Origin of the sequence: Roseibium hamelinense, assembly GCF_007830545.1 — a bacterium.
Lineage (GTDB): Bacteria > Pseudomonadota > Alphaproteobacteria > Rhizobiales > Stappiaceae > Roseibium > Roseibium hamelinense.
The window spans coordinates 165,533-183,603 of record NZ_VLLF01000002.1; the positions used below are offsets into that span (position 1 = coordinate 165,533).

Annotated in this window: 16 protein-coding genes; 11 read left to right on the forward strand and 5 right to left on the reverse strand. The window is 56.6% G+C overall.

Going from position 1 to position 18,071, the window contains the following annotated elements:
* Positions 1-445: 445 nt before the first annotated feature.
* The 3 genes from JM93_RS05560 to JM93_RS05570 form a co-directional block, all read right to left on the reverse strand.
* Entirely contained in the window at positions 446-2,047 is a 1,602-nt protein-coding gene (locus JM93_RS05560) for an arylsulfatase (protein ID WP_208994966.1), read from the reverse strand.
* A 400-nt stretch (positions 2,048-2,447) separates the two neighbouring features.
* Positions 2,448-6,032: a hydantoinase B/oxoprolinase family protein gene (locus tag JM93_RS05565; protein ID WP_145341200.1), complete on the reverse strand. Its 3,585-nt coding sequence runs from the start codon at positions 6,030-6,032 to the stop codon at positions 2,448-2,450.
* Between the two features lie 194 nt (positions 6,033-6,226).
* A complete protein-coding gene (locus tag JM93_RS05570; protein WP_145341201.1) occupies positions 6,227-6,913 on the reverse strand; it encodes an MBL fold metallo-hydrolase in 687 nt (228 codons plus the stop codon).
* Positions 6,914-7,106: 193 nt separating this feature from the next.
* On the opposite strand from JM93_RS05570, the gene JM93_RS22085 reads away from it, so the two are divergent.
* The 8 genes from JM93_RS22085 (at position 7,107) to arsH (ending at position 12,167) form a co-directional block, all read left to right on the forward strand.
* Positions 7,107-7,325 (forward strand): hypothetical protein, encoded by a 219-nt coding sequence (locus tag JM93_RS22085; protein ID WP_244300767.1) that lies wholly within the window; start codon positions 7,107-7,109, stop codon positions 7,323-7,325.
* 18 nt (positions 7,326-7,343) lie between these two features.
* The gene (locus JM93_RS05575; protein ID WP_280114411.1) at positions 7,344-8,099 is read left to right on the forward strand and encodes a TRAP transporter substrate-binding protein; all 756 of its coding nucleotides are present in this window, start codon (positions 7,344-7,346) and stop codon (positions 8,097-8,099) included.
* Positions 8,100-8,172: 73 nt separating this feature from the next.
* Entirely contained in the window at positions 8,173-8,733 is a 561-nt protein-coding gene (locus tag JM93_RS05580; protein WP_145341202.1) for a TRAP transporter small permease, read from the forward strand.
* Positions 8,733-10,031, forward strand: a complete 1,299-nt coding sequence (locus JM93_RS05585; RefSeq protein WP_145341203.1) for a TRAP transporter large permease — start codon at positions 8,733-8,735, stop codon at positions 10,029-10,031. Before JM93_RS05580 ends, JM93_RS05585 begins: the two co-directional genes overlap by 1 nt.
* Before the next feature lie 21 nt (positions 10,032-10,052).
* On the forward strand, positions 10,053-10,586 hold the full coding sequence (locus tag JM93_RS05590; RefSeq protein WP_145341204.1) for a winged helix DNA-binding protein: 534 nt from the start codon (positions 10,053-10,055) through the stop codon (positions 10,584-10,586).
* A gap of 102 nt (positions 10,587-10,688) precedes the next feature.
* Positions 10,689-11,033 (forward strand): ArsR/SmtB family transcription factor, encoded by a 345-nt coding sequence (locus JM93_RS05595; protein WP_145341205.1) that lies wholly within the window; start codon positions 10,689-10,691, stop codon positions 11,031-11,033.
* Positions 11,030-11,443: an arsenate reductase (glutaredoxin) gene (gene arsC / locus JM93_RS05600; RefSeq protein ID WP_145341206.1), complete on the forward strand. Its 414-nt coding sequence runs from the start codon at positions 11,030-11,032 to the stop codon at positions 11,441-11,443. Before JM93_RS05595 ends, arsC begins: the two co-directional genes overlap by 4 nt.
* 31 nt (positions 11,444-11,474) lie before the next feature.
* On the forward strand, positions 11,475-12,167 hold the full coding sequence (gene arsH / locus JM93_RS05605; protein WP_425280814.1) for an arsenical resistance protein ArsH: 693 nt from the start codon (positions 11,475-11,477) through the stop codon (positions 12,165-12,167).
* Position 12,168: 1 nt separating this feature from the next.
* Here the strand turns inward: arsH and JM93_RS05610 are convergent, their stop codons facing one another.
* Positions 12,169-14,454: a putative bifunctional diguanylate cyclase/phosphodiesterase gene (locus tag JM93_RS05610; RefSeq protein WP_145341208.1), complete on the reverse strand. Its 2,286-nt coding sequence runs from the start codon at positions 14,452-14,454 to the stop codon at positions 12,169-12,171.
* A 255-nt stretch (positions 14,455-14,709) separates the two neighbouring features.
* Here JM93_RS05610 and JM93_RS05615 point away from each other — a divergent pair, with 255 nt between their 5' ends.
* Both JM93_RS05615 and JM93_RS05620 read left to right on the forward strand, forming a co-directional pair.
* Entirely contained in the window at positions 14,710-15,402 is a 693-nt protein-coding gene (locus JM93_RS05615; protein WP_145341209.1) for a J domain-containing protein, read from the forward strand.
* Positions 15,399-16,163, forward strand: a complete 765-nt coding sequence (locus JM93_RS05620; RefSeq protein WP_145341210.1) for an N-acetylmuramoyl-L-alanine amidase — start codon at positions 15,399-15,401, stop codon at positions 16,161-16,163. Before JM93_RS05615 ends, JM93_RS05620 begins: the two co-directional genes overlap by 4 nt.
* On the opposite strand, the gene JM93_RS05625 is transcribed toward JM93_RS05620, so the two are convergent.
* The gene (locus JM93_RS05625) at positions 16,124-16,855 is read right to left on the reverse strand and encodes a type 2 periplasmic-binding domain-containing protein (protein WP_145341211.1); all 732 of its coding nucleotides are present in this window, start codon (positions 16,853-16,855) and stop codon (positions 16,124-16,126) included. The two genes, JM93_RS05620 and JM93_RS05625, sit on opposite strands and share 40 nt — an antisense overlap.
* A 364-nt stretch (positions 16,856-17,219) precedes the next feature.
* On the opposite strand from JM93_RS05625, the gene JM93_RS21935 reads away from it, so the two are divergent.
* Positions 17,220-17,990 (forward strand): lytic transglycosylase domain-containing protein, encoded by a 771-nt coding sequence (locus JM93_RS21935; RefSeq protein ID WP_244300769.1) that lies wholly within the window; start codon positions 17,220-17,222, stop codon positions 17,988-17,990.
* The last annotated feature ends 81 nt before the right edge of the window (positions 17,991-18,071 follow it).

Here is an 18,071-nt window from a genome sequence, read left to right on the forward strand (position 1 = left end):
CTGCGACGCTCGACACAAGAGTGACGCTGCGTCATTAACTCATCGTGAATGTTTGCCGGCTGACGTCACTTTGCAGGCTCTGCGATTACGGATGATCCAACTCATCGGCGGCATCCTGTTCATCCACCGGTCAGCACAAAACAGGCCAAGGGCATTAATGAGGATATGTTGTTGCAAAACAGACGCTTAAGAAAAATCTGCCCAATTTGACCGGTCCGTTTCATTCAGATTTCGAAAACGGGTTTTGCGAAACAGGAACCTGCGGAGGGTTCGTTCATCCGTGACAAAAGCCTGGTTTCGGACCAAGGCTTTGTTTGCCTCAAGGGCATGTTCAGAGTGCGTGCGCATGTCATGATACGCATCACACAAGAACGGCCCTGGATTTGATCCGGGGCCGTCATCTGATTTGGATAGTGTGTGAGTGGCTCCGTGGCCCCCACCGGCTCTATTGAGAAAAGCCGCCCTCAGAGCTTGTTTGCGCTTGCACCTTGCTTTCGTTGGTGACCGCAGTGCCCCGTGGTGGAAAGTCCTGGAACGTCGACAGATGGCGTTGCACCAACCGGGCCGCGGGACCAAAAGCCCACATCTTGGTGCCCATCCAGCGGGTGTACAATCCGCTCTCCTCCGCAGCCTTTTCATAAGGGTCCCGGCGGAGATTGAAGAGCAGCGGCGCGTTCAGCTCTTCTTTCGGCCCTGCCCAGCCATGTTCCTGGATTACGAAATGCGCTTTCCAGTCCCGGTACCGGACAGCCTGGAGGTCGGTGCCCTCATAGTAGATGATTTCATCCCGGCTGCTGCCGGCCGTTCCAAGAAGGTAGGGAAGCTGGTTATAGCCATCCAGATGAACGGTATACCCGTCATACCCTTCAAGCAGCTGCTCGGGAAGGTTTTCAGGGCCACCTGCCGCAGCAACCAGGGTCGGCATCCAGTCCAGGCCGCTGAAGATCTCATTGAGGACCTGCCCCTCGGCGATTTTGCCGGGCCAGCGAATGATCGCCGGAACCCGGAACCCGCCTTCCCAGGTGGTGCCCTTTTCGCCGTGAAACGGCGTGGTCCCGCCGTCAGGCCAGGTCATGGTCTCAGGTCCATTGTCGGATGTGAACACCACGATGGTGTTGTCAGCGATGCCAAGCTCGTCCAGCTTTGCGAGGACCTTGCCGACATTGTTGTCCAGCTCTTTCATGACAACATCCTGCAGGCCGCGGCCGTCCCCAAGCATTGCCTCGTATTCGGGACTGAGATGTGTCCACACATGGGCCCGTGCGGGCGCCATCCAGATAAAGAACGGCGTCTGGCTATCCACGGCCCGGGTCATGAAGTCAATCGTGTGCGCGGTGACTTCGTCATCCAGCGTTTTCTGCCGCTCCGGAGGTGCCGGCCCGTCATCGACGATCCGCTGTTTGCCAACCTTGCCCCAGCGCGGATCCACGGTGTCAGCCTCTGTCTCGGTCGCATAGGCGTGAATGATGTTCCGGGGTCCGAATTGCGCCTCGAACTCCGGGTCCGAAGGCCAGTCCGGATCGACGGTGTATTCCATGGCGTTGAGATGATAGAGCCAGCCCCAGTATTCATCGAACCCTTTGACGGTCGGCAGGTATTGGTTCAGATCGCCAAGATGGTTTTTGCCGAACTGGCCTGTCGCATAGCCAAGGGATTTCAACATGCTGGCAAGGGTTGGATCCTCGGCATTCAATCCGACCGGATCTCCCGGAAGGCCCACCGTATGCATGCCGGTGCGCACCGGAAACTGACCGGTGATGAAGGCAGACCGGCCGGCCGTACAGCTCGGCTCCGCGTAATAGTCCGTGAGCCGCGCGCCTTCTGAGGCGAGTTTGTCGAGGTTCGGTGTTTCAATGCTCTTAATGCCGCCATGATAACTGCTCAAGCTTGCCCACCCGACGTCATCCGCCATGATGACCAGAATGTTCGGCTTTTCCGTTTGTGCAAGTGTCGGCGCAGCGCTCAAAAGAGCACAGACTGCTGCACCGAGCACGGAAGACACCTGCGATCGAAATCTGCCGGTGAACGGCCAATTGTGGTGTTTCATGAAAATCCTCCTTGATCCAGCGCAGTCCGCGCAAGATGCGTGCCAGCCCGGATAGGGCACCTGCCGCGTAGGCGGCCGCTGCGGCAACCACCACGCTGATCAAGTTTGGCGGGAATCGCAATATCCCTAACTAACTTTACGTCAGCTTTTTGAAGTTTCGGAAACGAGGATATTGATTTTGCAAAGACCCTTGGCTGCGTCTTTTTGCAAAATGCGTCGGTTTCAAGCTTGTACCCCGCCTTGCCGGGGCCCTCGATCCTTCGGCAACCCAAACTGCCGCCATCCCCAATACCCTCGCGAAGCAACTGACTTCGCGAGGTCAATCTTGCGATTTTCAAATAAGGCTTGGGGGCTTGCGAGATAGGCTGGTGCGTGGCCAGGAGGCCACGCAGTGTTTTCGTCAGGCCTTGCCCCAACCGCCAGCGGTTGGGGTGATGACCGTGACAGCTTCTCCGGCCTCCAGGACCGTTTGGTCACAGCCTTCCAGCGACTGTATGGTGCCATCGAGCCTTCGGACCTCGGTCCGGCCGACCTGGCCGTTCTCGCCGCCGTCCATGCCTTTCGGTTCAATAGTGCGGTGGGAGCCGAGGATCGCGCAGTCCATCTTTTCCAGGAAGCGAAGCGTGCGTTTGGTGCCGTCACCAGCGGACCATTTGCCCTTGCCGCCGGAGCCTTTGCGGATATGAAAATCCTCCAGGAGAACGGGGAAACGGAATTCCAGAACTTCAGGATCAGTGAGGCGCGAGTTTGTCATATGCACATGGACGCCGTCGGTGCCATTGAAACCGGGGCCTGCCGGGGATCCCGAGCAGATGGTTTCGTAATACTGGTAGGTGTTGTTGCCGAATGTCAGGTTGTTCATTGAGCCCTGGCTGTTCGCCATGGCGCCAAGTGCGGCAAACAAAGCATTCGTCACATGCTGCGAGGTTTCCACGTTTCCGGCAACGACTGCTGCCGGATAGGACGGGCGCAACATGCAATCGTCCGGCAGGACGATGTTGATTGGCTTCAGGCATCCCGCGTTCATTGGAATGTCGCCATCCACCATCACGCGGAAGCAATAGAGAACCGCGGCGCGTGTCACCGGTTCCGGTGCATTGAAGTTGTTCAGTTTCACTCCGGATGTGCCGGTGAAATCGACGGTCGCCTCGCGTTTGTCCTTGTCGACCGTTATCTTGACCTTGATCACGGAACCTTGGTCTGTCGGATACTCGTATTCGGAATCCTTCAGGGCCTCGATCACACGGCGTACGCTTTCTTCGGCATTGTCCTGGACATGGCCCATATAGGCCTGCACGACATCCAGGCCGAAATGATCGACCATTTTCCGAAGTTCCTGAATTCCTTTTTCATTCGCCGCTATTTGGGCCGAGAGGTCTGCAACATTCTGATGCGGGTTGCGGGCCGGGTAAGGGTGGTCGGTCAGCACTTTGATCAGCTCTTTTTCACAGAACCGGCCCTGGTCAACGATCTTGAAGTTGTCAAACAGGACGCCTTCCTCGTTCACGTTGGTTGCCCGCGGGGTCATCGATCCCGGTGCGGAGCCGCCGACATCGGCATGGTGCCCGCGCGAGGCCGCCCAGAAGAGAATCTCTTGACCGGCATCATCGAACACCGGCGAGACAACCGTAATGTCAGGCAAATGAGTGCCGCCATTGTAAGGGGCGTTCAGAGCATAGACATCACCCGGCTTGATCATGCCTTCATTGAGTTTGATGATTGTCTCTACTGAACGGTCCATGGAGCCAAGATGCACCGGCATATGGGGAGCGTTGGCAACCAGCGCGCCATCTGCGTTAAACACGGCGCAGGAGAAATCGAGCCGTTCCTTTATGTTGACAGAATAGGCCGTGTTTTGGAGCGTCACGCCCATCTGTTCGGCGATTGACATAAACAGGTTGTTGAACACTTCCAGCATGACCGGGTCAGCATGTGTGCCGATTGCCTCAGCACGTCGCAGAGGGACGATCCGTTTCAGGATCACGTGATCCTTAACGTTGATCTCCGCTTGCCAGCCGTCCTCCACCGCAATGGTGGCATGCGGCTCAATGATCATGGCCGGGCCCATGACTTTCATGCCTGGCTTCAACCCTTCGCGCTTGTAGATGCCGGCATCATGCCATTGGCCTTCAGAATAGAGCGGTGTTGTGGTGACACTCCCCGGTGTGTCCGAAGACAGGGAAAAGTCGGGCTCGGTAAGGCCAGCGCCGCCGCCTGCTGTCTCGACCTCCAGGGCTTCGACAACAACCGGTTTGTTGTCATAAGCGAAGCCGAACTGCTTTTTGTGCGCATCCTCAAATGTTGCCCGCATTTCAGCCGCGCCGCCCAGGGGGACGGGCAACGGGGTGTCTGTTCCGTCATAGCGCAAATGCGCCATCGCGGACGTGGTGCGTGCGCTTGCCGGAATTTCCTGCTTGTCGAGCTCGGCCTCCGTTTGAGCCGCGAGCTGATCACGTAAGGAATTCAGTTCGGGCAGGAGCCCGTCATCCAGTGTTTTCACAACAGCCTGCTGACGGTCCGCGCGGATATCGGCCAACCCCATGCCATAGGCCGATAAGATGCCTGAAAACGGATGCAAAATAACTGTTTTCATCCCGAGGCTGTCGGCGACCCTGCAGCCTGTCTGGCCGCCGGCGCCGCCAAAACAGGTCAGGGCATAGCCGGTCACGTCATAGCCGCGTTGGACTGAGATCTTCTTGATGGCATTTGCCATGTTTTCGACTGCGATTTTCAAGAACCCGTCCGCGACCTCTTCCGGGGTTCGGCCGTCTCCGATCTTTTCGGCAAGTGCGGCAAACTTCTCGCGCACCACATCGCCGTCGAGCGGCTGATCCTGGTTCGGGCCAAAGATTTTCGGAAAGAATTCCGGGGCGAGCTTGCCGGTCATCAGATTGGCATCGGTGACCGTCAACGGTCCGCCACGGCGGTAGCAAGCTGGACCCGGATTTGCGCCCGCACTGTCCGGACCGACCTGGAACCGGCCGTCCGCATAGTGCAGGATCGAGCCGCCGCCGGCTGCTACCGTGTGAATCATCATCATGGGTGCACGCATGCGCACACCGGCAACTTCGGTCTCGAACGCGCGTTCGTAATCCCCATCAAAATGGCAAACATCCGTGGATGTCCCCCCCATATCGAAGCCGATGATCCGCTCATAGCCTGCCATTCGCGAGGTCTCGACAGCACCGACTACACCACCGGCCGGGCCAGACAGAATCGCATCTTTTCCCTGGAAGAGATCGGCCGCCGTCAAACCTCCTGAGGACTGCATGAACATGAGCCGTGGTCCCTGACCCAGCTCTTCTTGAACCTGCTCAACATAGCGGCGCAGGATCGGCGACAGGTAGGCGTCGACGATGGTCGTGTCGCCGCGGCCGACAAGCTTCATGAGCGGGGAGGTTTCATGGGACACGGAGATCTGCGGGAAGCCGATGTATTCGGCGATGTTTTTCAAGGTCTGCTCATGCGACGGGTACGCATAGGCGTGCATCAAAACAATGACGATTGAGCGGATCCCGGCGTCCCAAGCCTTTTGCATTTCTGCGCGCGCCTGCGCTTCATCAAGTTTCATTTCGATGGTGCCATCGGCGCGGACACGCTCGTCGATCTCGTAGACCTTCTCGTAAAGCAGGTCCGGCTTGATGATTTCCTTGGCAAAAATAAGCGGGCGGGCCTGGTAACCAATTTCCAACGCATCGCGGAAACCACGGGTGATGAACAAGGCCGTCCGCTCGCCCTTGCGTTCCAGGAGCGCATTGGTCGCAACAGTGGTTCCCATCTTGACGGTGGCAACCTTATCAGAGGGGATCGGTTGGCCTTTTTCAACGCCAAGCAGTTCCCGGATGCCCTGAATCGCTGCGTCGCGGTAAGCTTCCGGGTTCTCTGACAGCACCTTGTGAGGATGAAGGGTCCCGTCTGGCGCCCGGCCTACAATGTCCGTAAAAGTGCCGCCCCGGTCGATCCAGAAGTCCCACTTGGCAGTCATGTTCTCATCCCTCTGATGGCTCATTTTCTGGCTGCGGGCCGCATGATACTTCCCGATCGGGGGCGGCCCGTCTTGTTATGGCTCATAACATCCACATTTTGTCGATAAAATGTCAATGAAAAATCGCTGGCTGGCGCATGAGGGTGGGTTGTCAGAGGCGAGCAAGCGGGTTTTCGGCGATTTGCGCCTGTTTTTCATCGAATGCGCAGGGGCATTTCCTGAGCGCCTGTCCAGGTAAGTTTTCCGTCCGGTGTCTTGTTCAGAACCGGATGATGGCCCGGAACAATCCGGTCGCCCCGGTTCAGGACCGCTTGTATGGATGCGGCTCCCCGCCGTTTCGGGTCGAATTCCAGATCGGGGATTCCGCTCAACGCTTCCCGGGCGGTTTTTACCGCATCCGCCGCCAGCACAACCGTTTCTGCGCCGGTGTCCAAGGCAAGAGACATGTGCCCCGGTGAATGGCCTGGAGTTGGAAAGGCAACAACGCCGTCGGTTACTTCTGTTTCTCCGCGAACCAGGGTCACCTCCCGTTTGGCGAGCAGCTCTGGCAGGAAGCGTGGTGTCAGCTGATCCTCCTCGGAGGGGCATTGGATGTAGTCATGCTCGTCTTGGCTGATGGTAATTGGGGCGTTCGGAAACAGATCCAAATTCAAGACGTGGTCGAAATGCCCGTGCGAAATGACGAGCCGATCGATGTCTTGTGTCACTAACCCGCGGATGCCGAGTGCATCGATCAGCATCTGGCGCGTTGTGCCATGCCCGCAGTCGAACAACAGTGTCTCCCGGTTCGTGCGAACCAAAACAACTGACGAAATGCCGAAGAAGCCACCCTCAAAGGCGAGGCTTGAGCCTGAGACCAATATGTCAAATGTCACTGCCATTTTGGAAAGTTTCCTTAGCGGTCTGTTCGGTATAGCGGTCAACAATAACACTTTGTCGATAAATTATTGATGTTTTCAAAAAAGCGGAGTAGCGTGGTTTTCGCTGCTCTTCAGGTGTCAGGCACGACAAGTTGTGTTCAAATCTGAATAGCCGAGAACGAGGACAAAGTCCCGCTTCCAAGAGGAGAGTACCATGTTGCAGTCACGTCGAATTTCGAAGGCAGGTGCGCTGGTCGCCGCTGCTGCGTTTTCTTTTGCCGGCTTCACCGCCGCCTCCGCGGAAACCAAATGGGACATGCCGACGCCCTATTGCGACAGCAACTTCCATACCCAGAATATTTCCCAGTTCGCCGAAGATGTCAGCGCAAAGACCGATGGCTCGCTGACCATTCAGATCCATTCCGCAGGTTAACTGTTCAAACATCCATAAATCAAAAACTCGGTCCGCAAAGGGCTTGCGCCGATCGGTGAGGTCCTGATCTCACGCTTGTCCAACGAAGACCCGGTCTTCGGTGTCGATTCCGTTCCCTTCATGGCCAATTCCTACGATGCCGCTTGGAAACTTTATCAGGCGTCAAAGCCGGTTTTGGAGGAAAAGCTCTCCGAACAGGGCCTGCAGCTTTTATACACCGTGCCGTGGCCGCCACAGGGCATCTACGCCAAGAAGGACATCAATACGATTGATGATCTGAAGGGGCTGAAGTTCCGTGCCTACAATGCATCTACCGAACGTATGGCCCAGCTGGCCGGTGCGGTTCCGACCCAGGTCGAAGTGCCGGACCTCCCGACGGCATTTTCGACCGGCCGGGTCGAGGCCATGATCACATCGCCGTCGACCGGCGCCAACTCCAAGGCCTGGGACTTCCTGTCTCACTACTACGACACGCAGGCCTGGCTGCCGAAGAACATGGTCATCGTCAACAAGCGGGCGTTTGATGGTTTGAGCGATGCTGAAAAGGCTGCCGTTCTTGAAGCTGCCGCGGCCGCCGAAACACGTGGTTGGGAAGCATCAAAGGCTGAAACGGCGGACAAGACGAAGATCCTGGAAGACAACGGCATCAAGGTGTCTGCCCCGTCAGATGCGCTCCAGAGCTCCTTGCAGGACATTGGAGCGACCATGGTCGGCGAATGGAAAGACAGCGCCGGTGACGATGGCGCGGTCATCGTCGAAGCCTTCTCAAAGTAATCTGACAGTTTCTCAAGCCGGCGGTCTAGCCCGCCGGCTTTTCATTTCCCCTCAGGTCCGGGAGGTCTGGTCGATGCGTGCTGCTCTCGACACCCTTTACCGTGTGGCCACAGGGCTCGCCGCCGCTTGTCTTGTTGCCATCGCTTTACTGGTCGTAGCCCAGGTCGGAGGACGTCTGATTGACGGTGCCCGGTCAGTGTTCGGACTTGAACCTTTGGGACTTCTTGTTCCTTCGCTCGCCGAAATTGCCGGTTTTTTGCTGGTTGGAGCGTCTTTCCTGGCTCTTCCCGGAACTTTGCGCCGCGGCGATCACATACGGGTTTCGATTTTTCTTCAAATAGCGCCTAGCGGCCTTGCGCGGTTTCTCGATCTGTGGAGCCTTGCCGTCGCATTCGGTGGCAGTGCCTTTTTCACGTGGCATGCGGCCATGCTCGCCCGCGACAGCTACATCTACAATGAGGTGTCTTTCGGCATCCTGCCGATCCCCCTTGTGTTTCCGCAACTAGTTTTGACGGCTGGGCTCGGTGTGTTCACGATCGCACTTTTGGACGACCTGATCGCAGCAGTTTCTGGCAGCGGTCCCAGTTTCAACCCGGTTGAAAAAACCAATGATCCAATAGAAGGGACCGAGTAATGGACCTGTCGCTCGCCGCCTTTTGCCTGGGATTGGGCATGCTCTTCGCGCTGGCAACCGGCATCTGGGTTGCCGTTGCGCTCTTTTCTGTAGCTCTGGCCGCGATGATGCTGCTGGTTTCGGCGCCTGCAGGGCCTGTGTTGGCCACCACAGTTTGGGGATCTGCCAATTCCTGGGACCTGACAGCCTTGCCGATGTTTATCTGGATGGGAGAGATCCTGTTCCGCTCGCGTTTGTCGGAAGACATGTTTGCCGGGCTTTCGCCCTGGATGCGAAACCTTCCGGGCCGCCTCTTGCACGTCAACATTCTCGGCTGCGGGATCTTTGCCGCTGTCTCCGGCTCATCGGCAGCAACCACTGCCACCGTCGGCAGGATGTCTTTGCCGGAGTTGCGCGAGCGCGGCTATGACGAGCGCATGGCCATCGGTACGCTGGCAGGTTCGGGGACACTTGGGCTCCTTATTCCGCCGTCGATAATTTTGATTGTCTACGGCGCTGCGACTGAACAATCGATTGCCCGCCTGTTCATGGCGGGTGTGTTGCCTGGTGCCATGCTGTGCGCGTTGTTCATGAGTTACGTCGCGATTTGGGCCCTCCTGAACCGCTCCAAGATGCCGCCCAATGAAGAGGTTGTGCCATTCTTCCAGCGGGTGAAGGCGACGCGGCGCCTGTTTCCGGTGATCGCGCTTATTGCAGGAGTGATCGGATCGATTTATGCCGGACTTGCGTCTCCCACCGAAGCGGCCGCCATCGGCGTCGTGCTCTCTCTGACCCTATCGTGGGTGTCTGGCACTTTGTCAAAAAGCAGCTTTGTAGATGCGCTCATGGGAGCAACCCGCACGTCCTGTATGATTGCCTTCATTCTCGCAGGGGCTGCGTTTCTGACAGTTGCCATGGGATACACCGGCATCCCGCGCGAACTGGCCAGCTGGATTACCGCAATGGGTCTGTCTCCGCTGGAGTTGCTGGTTGCGCTGACGCTGTTTTTCGTTGTCCTCGGCTGTTTCCTCGACGGAATTTCCGTCGTGGTGCTTACCACGTCCGTCATCCTACCGATGGTCGAACAGGCGGGGCTGGACTTGATCTGGTTTGGCATCTATCTGGTGCTCGTGGTCGAGATGAGCCAAATCACACCCCCGGTTGGGTTTAACCTGTTCGTGCTTCAGGGTATGACCGGCCGCAACATTTTCTCGGTTGCGCGCATGGCCTTGCCGTTTTTCCTGCTTATGATTCTAGCCGTTGTGCTGATCGTAGCATTTCCGGACATCGCGCTCTGGCTGCCGAACAACATGATGTAAGTCGATCAAAAGGATGATGCCATGACCGAGACCCAGGAAGAGCCGGAAACCGGGATTGGACCTGTTGTCTCGGCAGCGCATCTTGCCTCAGGCGCCATGCCTGCCCTTTCTGAAATCGAGTTTGCAGTCACAATGATGGTGAATGCCTATCACCGCTGGATGGTGCGCTGCATGGCGGCCAGCGGCACGGAAGGGCTCGGGCCGCTGGATGTGCTGGTCCTGCACTCGGTCAACCACCGCCACCGTTCTAAAACGCTATCCGATATCTGTCTGGTGCTGAATATCGAGGACACGCACACCGTTACATATGCATTAAAAAAGCTGGAGAAGGCGGGTTTGATATCGTCTGGTAAGCGGGGCAAGGAAAAGACCGCGACGATCACCGAGGCAGGAGAGACTGCGTGCCTTGAATACCGCCGGCTCCGGGAAGCTCTACTGGTCAAGCCCATGAAAGGGCTCGGCCTCGATGAGATGGAGATTTCGCGGCTGGCTGCCACTTTGCGGCTGGTTTCCGGAAATTACGATCAGGCGGCGCGTGCCGCCGCGGCCATGTAAGCCAATCCTCCCGGTTGATTGCGGATGGCGGCACGTCAGGACGCGTCGACCAAATTTGAAAATTTTGTTTCCATATTTCAAGAATTCTTGTAATATCGAAATATGGATGATGACCTGGCGATATCGGCATTGGCGGCGCTGGCCCAGAAAGACCGGCTTGCAACCTTCCGTCTGCTTGTATCAGCAGGGGAACAAGGCCTGCCGTCCGGGCAAATCGCCGAGCGTTTGAACATTCAGCCGACGCGGATGTCGTTTCACCTTTCGGCGCTTGAACGTGCCGGTCTGCTGAGAACACACCGCGACGGCCGCCGTATCTTTTATGCAGTGTCCTATGCGGTCATGAAGGATCTGTTGGAATTTCTCACCAAGGATTGCTGCTCCGGGCACCCGGAAATTTGCTGCGATCTGGGGCCGCAACACACCGAAACAATGGCAACCCGATTATGAGTATTACAATCTATCACAACCCCAATTGCGGCACTTCGCGCAATACGCTCGAGATGATCCGCAAGTCTGGTACCGCACCGGCTGTCATCGAATATCTGAAAACCCCGCCCAGCCGTGAAAAGCTCGTGGAGCTGATCGGGCAAATGGGCATTCCGGTCCGCGATCTGCTGCGCCAAAAAGGCACCCCCTATGATGAGCTCGGTCTGGGCGACCCCAAGTGGTCGGATGATCAGCTGATCGACTTCATGATGGAGCACCCGATCCTAATCAACCGGCCGATCGTTGTTTCAGACAAGGGCACCAGGCTGTGCCGCCCGTCTGAAGCAGTGCTCGATTTGCTCGATACCGACATCGGAGCGTTCACGAAGGAAGACGGAGAAGTGGTCAATTCCGGAGGTGCCGGTGTCTGAAGTCGAGCCGATCCATATTGATCTGCCGAACATTGTCGAAGGCGCTCTTAAACCGATCGACGTTGCTGCGCTTGTACCTGAGGGCGGGCCACGCCATGCGCCGAAGGTTTTGCTGCTTTATGGCTCTCTCAGGGAGCGGTCTTACAGCCGTCTTCTGGTGCAAGAGGCCGAACGGCTTTTGCGCTGGTTCGGGGCAGAAACGCGGATCTTTGATCCCTCTGGCCTGCCACTTCCCGACGATGCGGAACCTGACCATCCCAAAGTGGCTGAACTTCGTGAGTTGTGCACTTGGTCGGAAGCCCAGGTCTGGTGCTCGCCAGAACGCCACGGTGCGATGACGGGGATTATGAAGTCTCAAATCGACTGGATCCCGTTAAGCTTGGGGGCGGTCCGTCCCTCCCAGGGCAAGGTTCTCGCGTTAATGCAGGTCTCCGGAGGATCCCAGTCCTTCAATGCGCTCAACCAAATGCGCATTCTCGGACGCTGGATGCGCATGGTGACGATACCAAACCAGTCCTCGGTTCCCAAGGCGTTCCTCGAATTCGACGAGGATGGGCGAATGAAACCGTCGGCGCTCTACAACCGGGTCGTTGATGTCATGGAAGAGCTTATGAAGGTCACCTACCTGGTGCGGATGCACGACAGGTATTTGGTGGATCGCTATTCAGAACGTGCTGAAAGCGCCGCTGAACTGTCCTCCCGGGTCAATCAGCGGTCGATCTGAGTCAGTCGGATTGGTGAGCCGCTGCAATCGGGGCAATTGCAGCGGCACTGCCGTTACCGGCGGGCGGCTCCTTGCGGTCTGGTTTGTTCGAACCTGTTTTCAGCTTGGCATTGTCCGTGTTCACGGTGAAACCGCTACCGCTTGGGCGGGGGGCGGCGGGATCGGCTGTGGTTTTCGGAGAGTTCTTTTCGGTGTCCTTGACCTTGAAACTGTGGTCGTTCCGTGTCCGTTTCGCATCCCGTTCGGCCATGAGCCGTTCGTGGCTCTGGACGGTGTCTGGCCGCCCATAGAGGAACCCTTGCACCAGATTGCAGCCCGCAGCGCGCAACAGCGTGACCTGTTCCTGGTTTTCAACGCCTTCCGCCGTGATCGTGACATCAAGTGACCGTCCAAGTCCGATGATCGATGTAACGATGGCATCGGTGCTCGCGTCTTGGCCCAGGTTGTGAATGAACGACCGGTCTATCTTTATCTTGTCGAACGGGAACTTCGACAGGTAGCTCAGGGAAGAGTAGCCGGTCCCGAAGTCATCCATGGCGATAGAAACGCCCATGTCCCGGATTTTATTCAAGGTCTCGACCACCTTTTCGGTGTTTGAGATAAGAAGGCTCTCCGTGATCTCGATCTCCAGCCGTTCTGCGGCCAGGCCCGATGTTTGGAGCGCATGCGCAACCTTGTGCACGGTGTCACCTGACAGGAACTGTGCGGCTGATACATTGACCGCCACCCGCAGGGCTGGATCCTTCCAGGTGGACGCTTCCCGGCAAGCTTGTTCGAGGACCCAATCACCAATGGAACTGATCAGTCCGCAATCCTCTGCGATCGGAATAAATACGTCCGGTGCAATGTAGCCCTTTGTCGGGTGGTTCCACCGGATGAGCGACTCGTATGCTTTGAGCTTGTTGTCCGACAACGAATATTGCGGCTGAAACAAAAGTTCGAATTGATCGAATTTCAAAGCTTTGGCAAGGCCGGCTTCGATCTCTTTGCGTTTTTGAGCATCGGCGTCCATGTCCGGGGTGTACCACGCAAATGTGGACCGTCCGGCGTGTTTGGCCCGGTAGAGTGCCAGATCGGCACAATGAAGCAGCCGTGACGCGCGCCAATTGCCGTCGTTGGCCCGGGCCATGCCAACGGAGAGCGAGATCTTGATCTCCTTCCCGTCGATGAAGCATGGGTCTTCGGTCGAGGCAATCAGCTCCGAGGCGAGCCGTGTCAGCCGGGCGATATCCGAGACATTCATCGTCATAACGGCGAACTCGTCGCCAGACAGGCGGGCAACCAGATGATCGCCAAAAACGCTGCGCAAACGATCGGCTATGATCTGTAGAAAGATGTCGCCGGTCGCATGCCCGTAGGTGTCGTTGATTTCCTTGAACCGGTCGACATCTATGAGCATCACGCCAAGATTGCTTGCCTTGGCCTGGGCAAGTCTGAGACCTTCATTCAGTTTTGCATTGAAAACGGCGCGGTTCGGCAGGCTTGTCAGCGCGTCATGATGAGCGAGGAATTCGATATCCTGGTTCGTGCGGACTTGATCATGGAACCGCATCCACAACAGAAAGCCGGCGACAAACACCGAGCCGGCGCACAGGATTGCAATCACGAAGGTGGTGATGTGAATGATGCCGGAGATGCGCTGGATCAGAGCGGTTTGGTTGACGAGCACTATCAGGCCGCCGACAGCTTCCGGCAATCTGAAAGGTGGTTCCTCTAGGTTGGGTATGACGGCAATACCGTTCGGATTAAGCTTGCCCCACCAATTCATATCGATGGCAACATAAGGCGCAGAGCTGTCCTCTAGCCTGTTGAGCGCGGTGAAAACCGCATGTCTGGAAATTCCGGTGCGGGTAACCGACCTTTCCGCATTCAAAGCGTGAAAGAGCGTTGCGGCAGCTTCGTCATCGCCATGTGTATCGGCCAAGGAGACGAAGGTATCTGCCAGAATCACCATCGGCTGGAGCGCATTTTCGATCGTTTCGCGAAAAACAGGCGAGATTTCGCGCGGCAAACGCGCCGGCGCATTTTCGCTGGTTTCTTCGGTTTCCAGGGTCCTAAGCCGCAGGCCGACATCCAGATCCGGCTCGGTCTCGATCGAGAATTGAGTTTCGATCCCGGCTTCTTTGATGCGGTCAGTGACCTGAGCGACGATTTGTTCAGCGCTTTGTGCAAGCAACCAATAGGTCAGGAGCCGGTTGCTCCCGTAAACGCCAAGCGCAAGGGTGACGACCAACAGTAATGTAACCGTAAAAACGGCAACGTTTGTCAGTGCTGAGCCCTGCTTCATTCGGCACTACACTCTGTTAAAATTACGAATTGACACAGGGTATCATGCTGAAGGTTTAACCAAGGTGAATCAAAATTTCCGTTACGTTATTCTTAGCTTCTGACATGCGCCACGCTGCGAGAGTCCTGTTTTCCAAATGAAAATCTGGAAGTACCTGCGAACGGGTAGCGTTCAGGGGTTTGCGGCGATAAACATTGCAATCAGTCTTGGCTGCCGGATTGATCGTGCTGCCGGCGGTGGGCCTAAGGAGGTTTTGTGAGCGTCTGGACCAGTCTTGCCAGCATTGTCAGTGCCGTTGGGTCCGGAGGGGCGCAGATCGTTGATCGCCTGGTGCAGTTGGTGCTCGCGCGTCCTGACGGTACCGGCTCGGTCGGCTTCACGGTTGCCATGATTGCGCTGTCGGCGAAAATGGCAAAAGCGGATGGTGTCGTCACGAATGACGAGGTCATTGCGTTCCAGGAGCTGTTTGACGTTCCCGAAGGCGAAGAGCGCAATGTGGCGCGGTTGTTTAATCTGGCGCAGCAGGATGTTGCCGGCTTCGATGTGTACGCCAAGAAGTTGGCAGACCTTTTTCCCTATGACCGCAAAACCCTGTTCGATATTCTGGATGGGTTGTTTCACATCGCAAAAGCCGACGGTGTGGTGCATGAGAGCGAAGTCAGCTACTTGGCTAAAGTGGCGGAAGTGTTCGGCCTCGATAACCGTGAATTCGCCAAGGTGCTGGCCAGCCACACAAGAGAAAACGGTGACCCGTATCTGGTGCTTGGTTTGGATGCAAATGCGAGTGATGCTGAGCTCAAGGCCCAGTACCGCCGTGAAGTTCAGGAAACCCATCCTGACCGGTTGATCTCCCGCGGAGTTCCCGAAGAGTTCGTGAAAATTGCAAATGATCGGCTTGCTGCACTGAACGCAGCCTGGGCCCAGATTTCGGCCGAGCGGGGACTATGAGCGCCAAGACTGACACGGGCGTGCCTGCCCGCATTCATCCCTCGCCAAACCACGGTGAGCGGCCGGACGGCCAAGCGATTGACATGCTCATCCTTCATTACACCGGCATGGAGACGCCGGAGGCCGCGCTTCGCCGTCTTTGTGATCCGCGCGCAGAAGTCTCGGCGCATTATCTTGTCTATGAGGATGGCCAGATTGACCAGCTGGTTCCGGAAAGCCGCCGGGCCTGGCATGCGGGCAAAAGTGCCTGGAAAGGCGCGGAGGATGTCAACTCCCGGTCAATTGGGATCGAAATCGTCAACCCTGGTCACCAGGGTGACTATCCCGACTTTCCTGAAGCTCAGATCGCGTGCGCGATCGACCTGGCAAAAGATATTGTAAGCCGTCATGCCATCCCGCCTTGGAATGTACTTGCCCACTCGGACATTGCTCCGGATCGGAAACTCGATCCGGGAGAGAAATTTCCATGGGACCGGTTCGCGGCCGCTGGCGTCGGCCACTTCGTGACGCCCTCCGGTATGGCCGGGAATCTTTTCATGCAAGAAGGGGACGAGGGGCAGCCGGTTGAAGCCATTCAGTCCATGCTTGCGCTTTACGGGTATCCTGTGCCGATCAACGGCATTTTTGATGCCTCAACGCGCATGGTGGTCGCTGCCTTTCAGAGACACTTTCGGCCGTCGAAAGTGGATGGCATCGTAGACCAGTCAACAGTCCAAACCCTCTATGGTTTGCTAGAAAGACTGCCCTCGCTCGACAGGTAAGGGAGGACGAGCTGGTCTTGCACGGGCGATTTTAGTTGCCCCATAAAAACTCTTTTCCAGGTTTTGATTGCCGCGTTGCATTGTTCGCTCTTCTCAGCGTGTGTGTGCGCCAGAAAGAGAAACGCGTCCAGCTCTGGCGTAACACGGACTACTTCAAAGCCCTCCGTTTGTTCGGAGTAGAATCCGTAGCTGATGTTATCGATCAGTAGCCCATCCAATCGCCGCGCTTTCAACATGGCAAGACCCGACTTGTAGTCGCTAATCTCGACAGTCTGATAATTTTGGCCGAGCAATTCTTGCTGCCATTGCGTGTCTGCCATGACGCCAAGCCGCATGTTCTTCAACCCATCCAGATTTTCTGGCGAAGGGGTGTTGGTCAACAACAAGCCATAGCCGGTCAAAATCGCCTCGGGCACCGGGAATGCAGATTGTTTAACAAGCGCGTGGTAGGAAGCCGTTCGGATCAAAACACCATCAATCTGGCCTGTATTCATCAGCACGGTTGCTCGTTTTGGCGGTGCATATGTCACTTCGATGCACGTTCCATGTGCCTTAAAGGTCGCGGATAGTGTCGGCACGATCAAGCGGTCAACAGACCCAAAAGATGAAACAAGGCGCATGCAAGAGCCGGAATTGCCCGCCAAGGCCGGCAGGGAACTGAAAAGCGCGGCAATGATAAGGAGAACACGCATGCGATGGCCGAGAAGGAAGTGCAGTTTGATCGCTATGCTGTCACAGATACAAGGTCAAAAATAACGCAGCGTTAAGCTTCGCGCGGGTCGGAACGACTGAGCTTCCTTTTGGTTCCGGAAAAAAACCGACGCAGATGACGGTGTCACGGACGCACCCAGTCCGCGCCGCAAAAAATCATGTTCCCGTCACACTCTGGGCAAATTTGAGCGTTTGGTCAAAAAATACGCCCTAAAATGACACGTTTTTTGAAATAATATGAAATATATCGTGATTTCAGCGGGCCGATTTTGGTCCCACTGGGCGGGCATTCCTCCGGGCCGAAATTGATCAATCCCGAACAACAAGAAGAACAAGGCTCACTGAATGCTCTCGTCAAAGATGCCCTTCGCAGGTGTGATATGCACACTTGCGCTGACACTTTCGCTCGCAGTTCCAGCGCATGCCATTTCATCCGGATCAGACCGGGTCATGCCGGATCCGATCAAAGCGCGGAACATGGAAAAACCGGCTGCGGATGCAGGCGGAGACTTGAACGTCTTGAACAAGAACCGCCGCCAAGGCGCGCCGTTGCTTATCGTGAATTCAGGCAAGGCCGTTGAAGAAGGCGCGGAAAAGACCACCGCCGCAAAAAAGACGCCTGCCACGAAGAAGAAATCGGCCTCATCTGGAAAAAGCCGGACCAAAGTCGCTAAGGCCAAGACGGCTTCAAGTTCAAAGGCAAAAAGCACGGCAAAGCGCTCTGCAGGCGTGAAAAAAAGCCAGGCCGCTTATGCGGATCTCATCCACAAAGCAGCCAAAAAGCATGGCGTTCCGCTACACATCGCAAAGGCGGTCGTTGAGGTTGAAAGCAACTTTAACCCACGTGCCCGCGGTGCTGCCGGTGAGGTCGGGCTTATGCAAATCAAACCGGCAACCGCGCGTGGTCTTGGATATCGCGGTTCGACGAAAGCTCTTTATGACCCGGAAACGAACCTGGAATGGGGCATGAAATACCTGAAGGGTGCTCACGACCGCGCTGGCGGCGACTTGTGCGGCACGATCCTTCGCTACAATGCAGGCCATTATGCGAAGCGTATGAACCCGATTAGCCGACGCTATTGCCAAAAGGTGAAACGCATCATGGCGTCCATCTGACCGGCAACGGAATCTGGCAGGAGCGGGGACCCCACCAACCCGGTCTTGCCTGACAAAAAGCCCGCGCTCTCTGGCGCGGGC

Coding starts and splice junctions, on each gene's coding strand:
- arsC (WP_145341206.1), top strand. CDS start 11,030: ATGAGTATTACAATCTATCACAACCCCAATTGCGGCACTTCGCGCAAT.
- JM93_RS05560 (WP_208994966.1), bottom strand. CDS start 2,047: ATGAAACACCACAATTGGCCGTTCACCGGCAGATTTCGATCGCAGGTG.
- JM93_RS05625 (WP_145341211.1), bottom strand. CDS start 16,855: ATGCGTGTTCTCCTTATCATTGCCGCGCTTTTCAGTTCCCTGCCGGCC.
- JM93_RS05565 (WP_145341200.1), bottom strand. CDS start 6,032: ATGACTGCCAAGTGGGACTTCTGGATCGACCGGGGCGGCACTTTTACG.
- JM93_RS05570 (WP_145341201.1), bottom strand. CDS start 6,913: ATGGCAGTGACATTTGACATATTGGTCTCAGGCTCAAGCCTCGCCTTT.
- JM93_RS05610 (WP_145341208.1), bottom strand. CDS start 14,454: ATGAAGCAGGGCTCAGCACTGACAAACGTTGCCGTTTTTACGGTTACA.
- JM93_RS05580 (WP_145341202.1), top strand. CDS start 8,173: ATGCGTGCTGCTCTCGACACCCTTTACCGTGTGGCCACAGGGCTCGCC.
- JM93_RS05585 (WP_145341203.1), top strand. CDS start 8,733: ATGGACCTGTCGCTCGCCGCCTTTTGCCTGGGATTGGGCATGCTCTTC.
- JM93_RS05590 (WP_145341204.1), top strand. CDS start 10,053: ATGACCGAGACCCAGGAAGAGCCGGAAACCGGGATTGGACCTGTTGTC.
- JM93_RS05595 (WP_145341205.1), top strand. CDS start 10,689: ATGGATGATGACCTGGCGATATCGGCATTGGCGGCGCTGGCCCAGAAA.
- JM93_RS05620 (WP_145341210.1), top strand. CDS start 15,399: ATGAGCGCCAAGACTGACACGGGCGTGCCTGCCCGCATTCATCCCTCG.
- JM93_RS21935 (WP_244300769.1), top strand. CDS start 17,220: ATGCTCTCGTCAAAGATGCCCTTCGCAGGTGTGATATGCACACTTGCG.
- JM93_RS22085 (WP_244300767.1), top strand. CDS start 7,107: ATGTTGCAGTCACGTCGAATTTCGAAGGCAGGTGCGCTGGTCGCCGCT.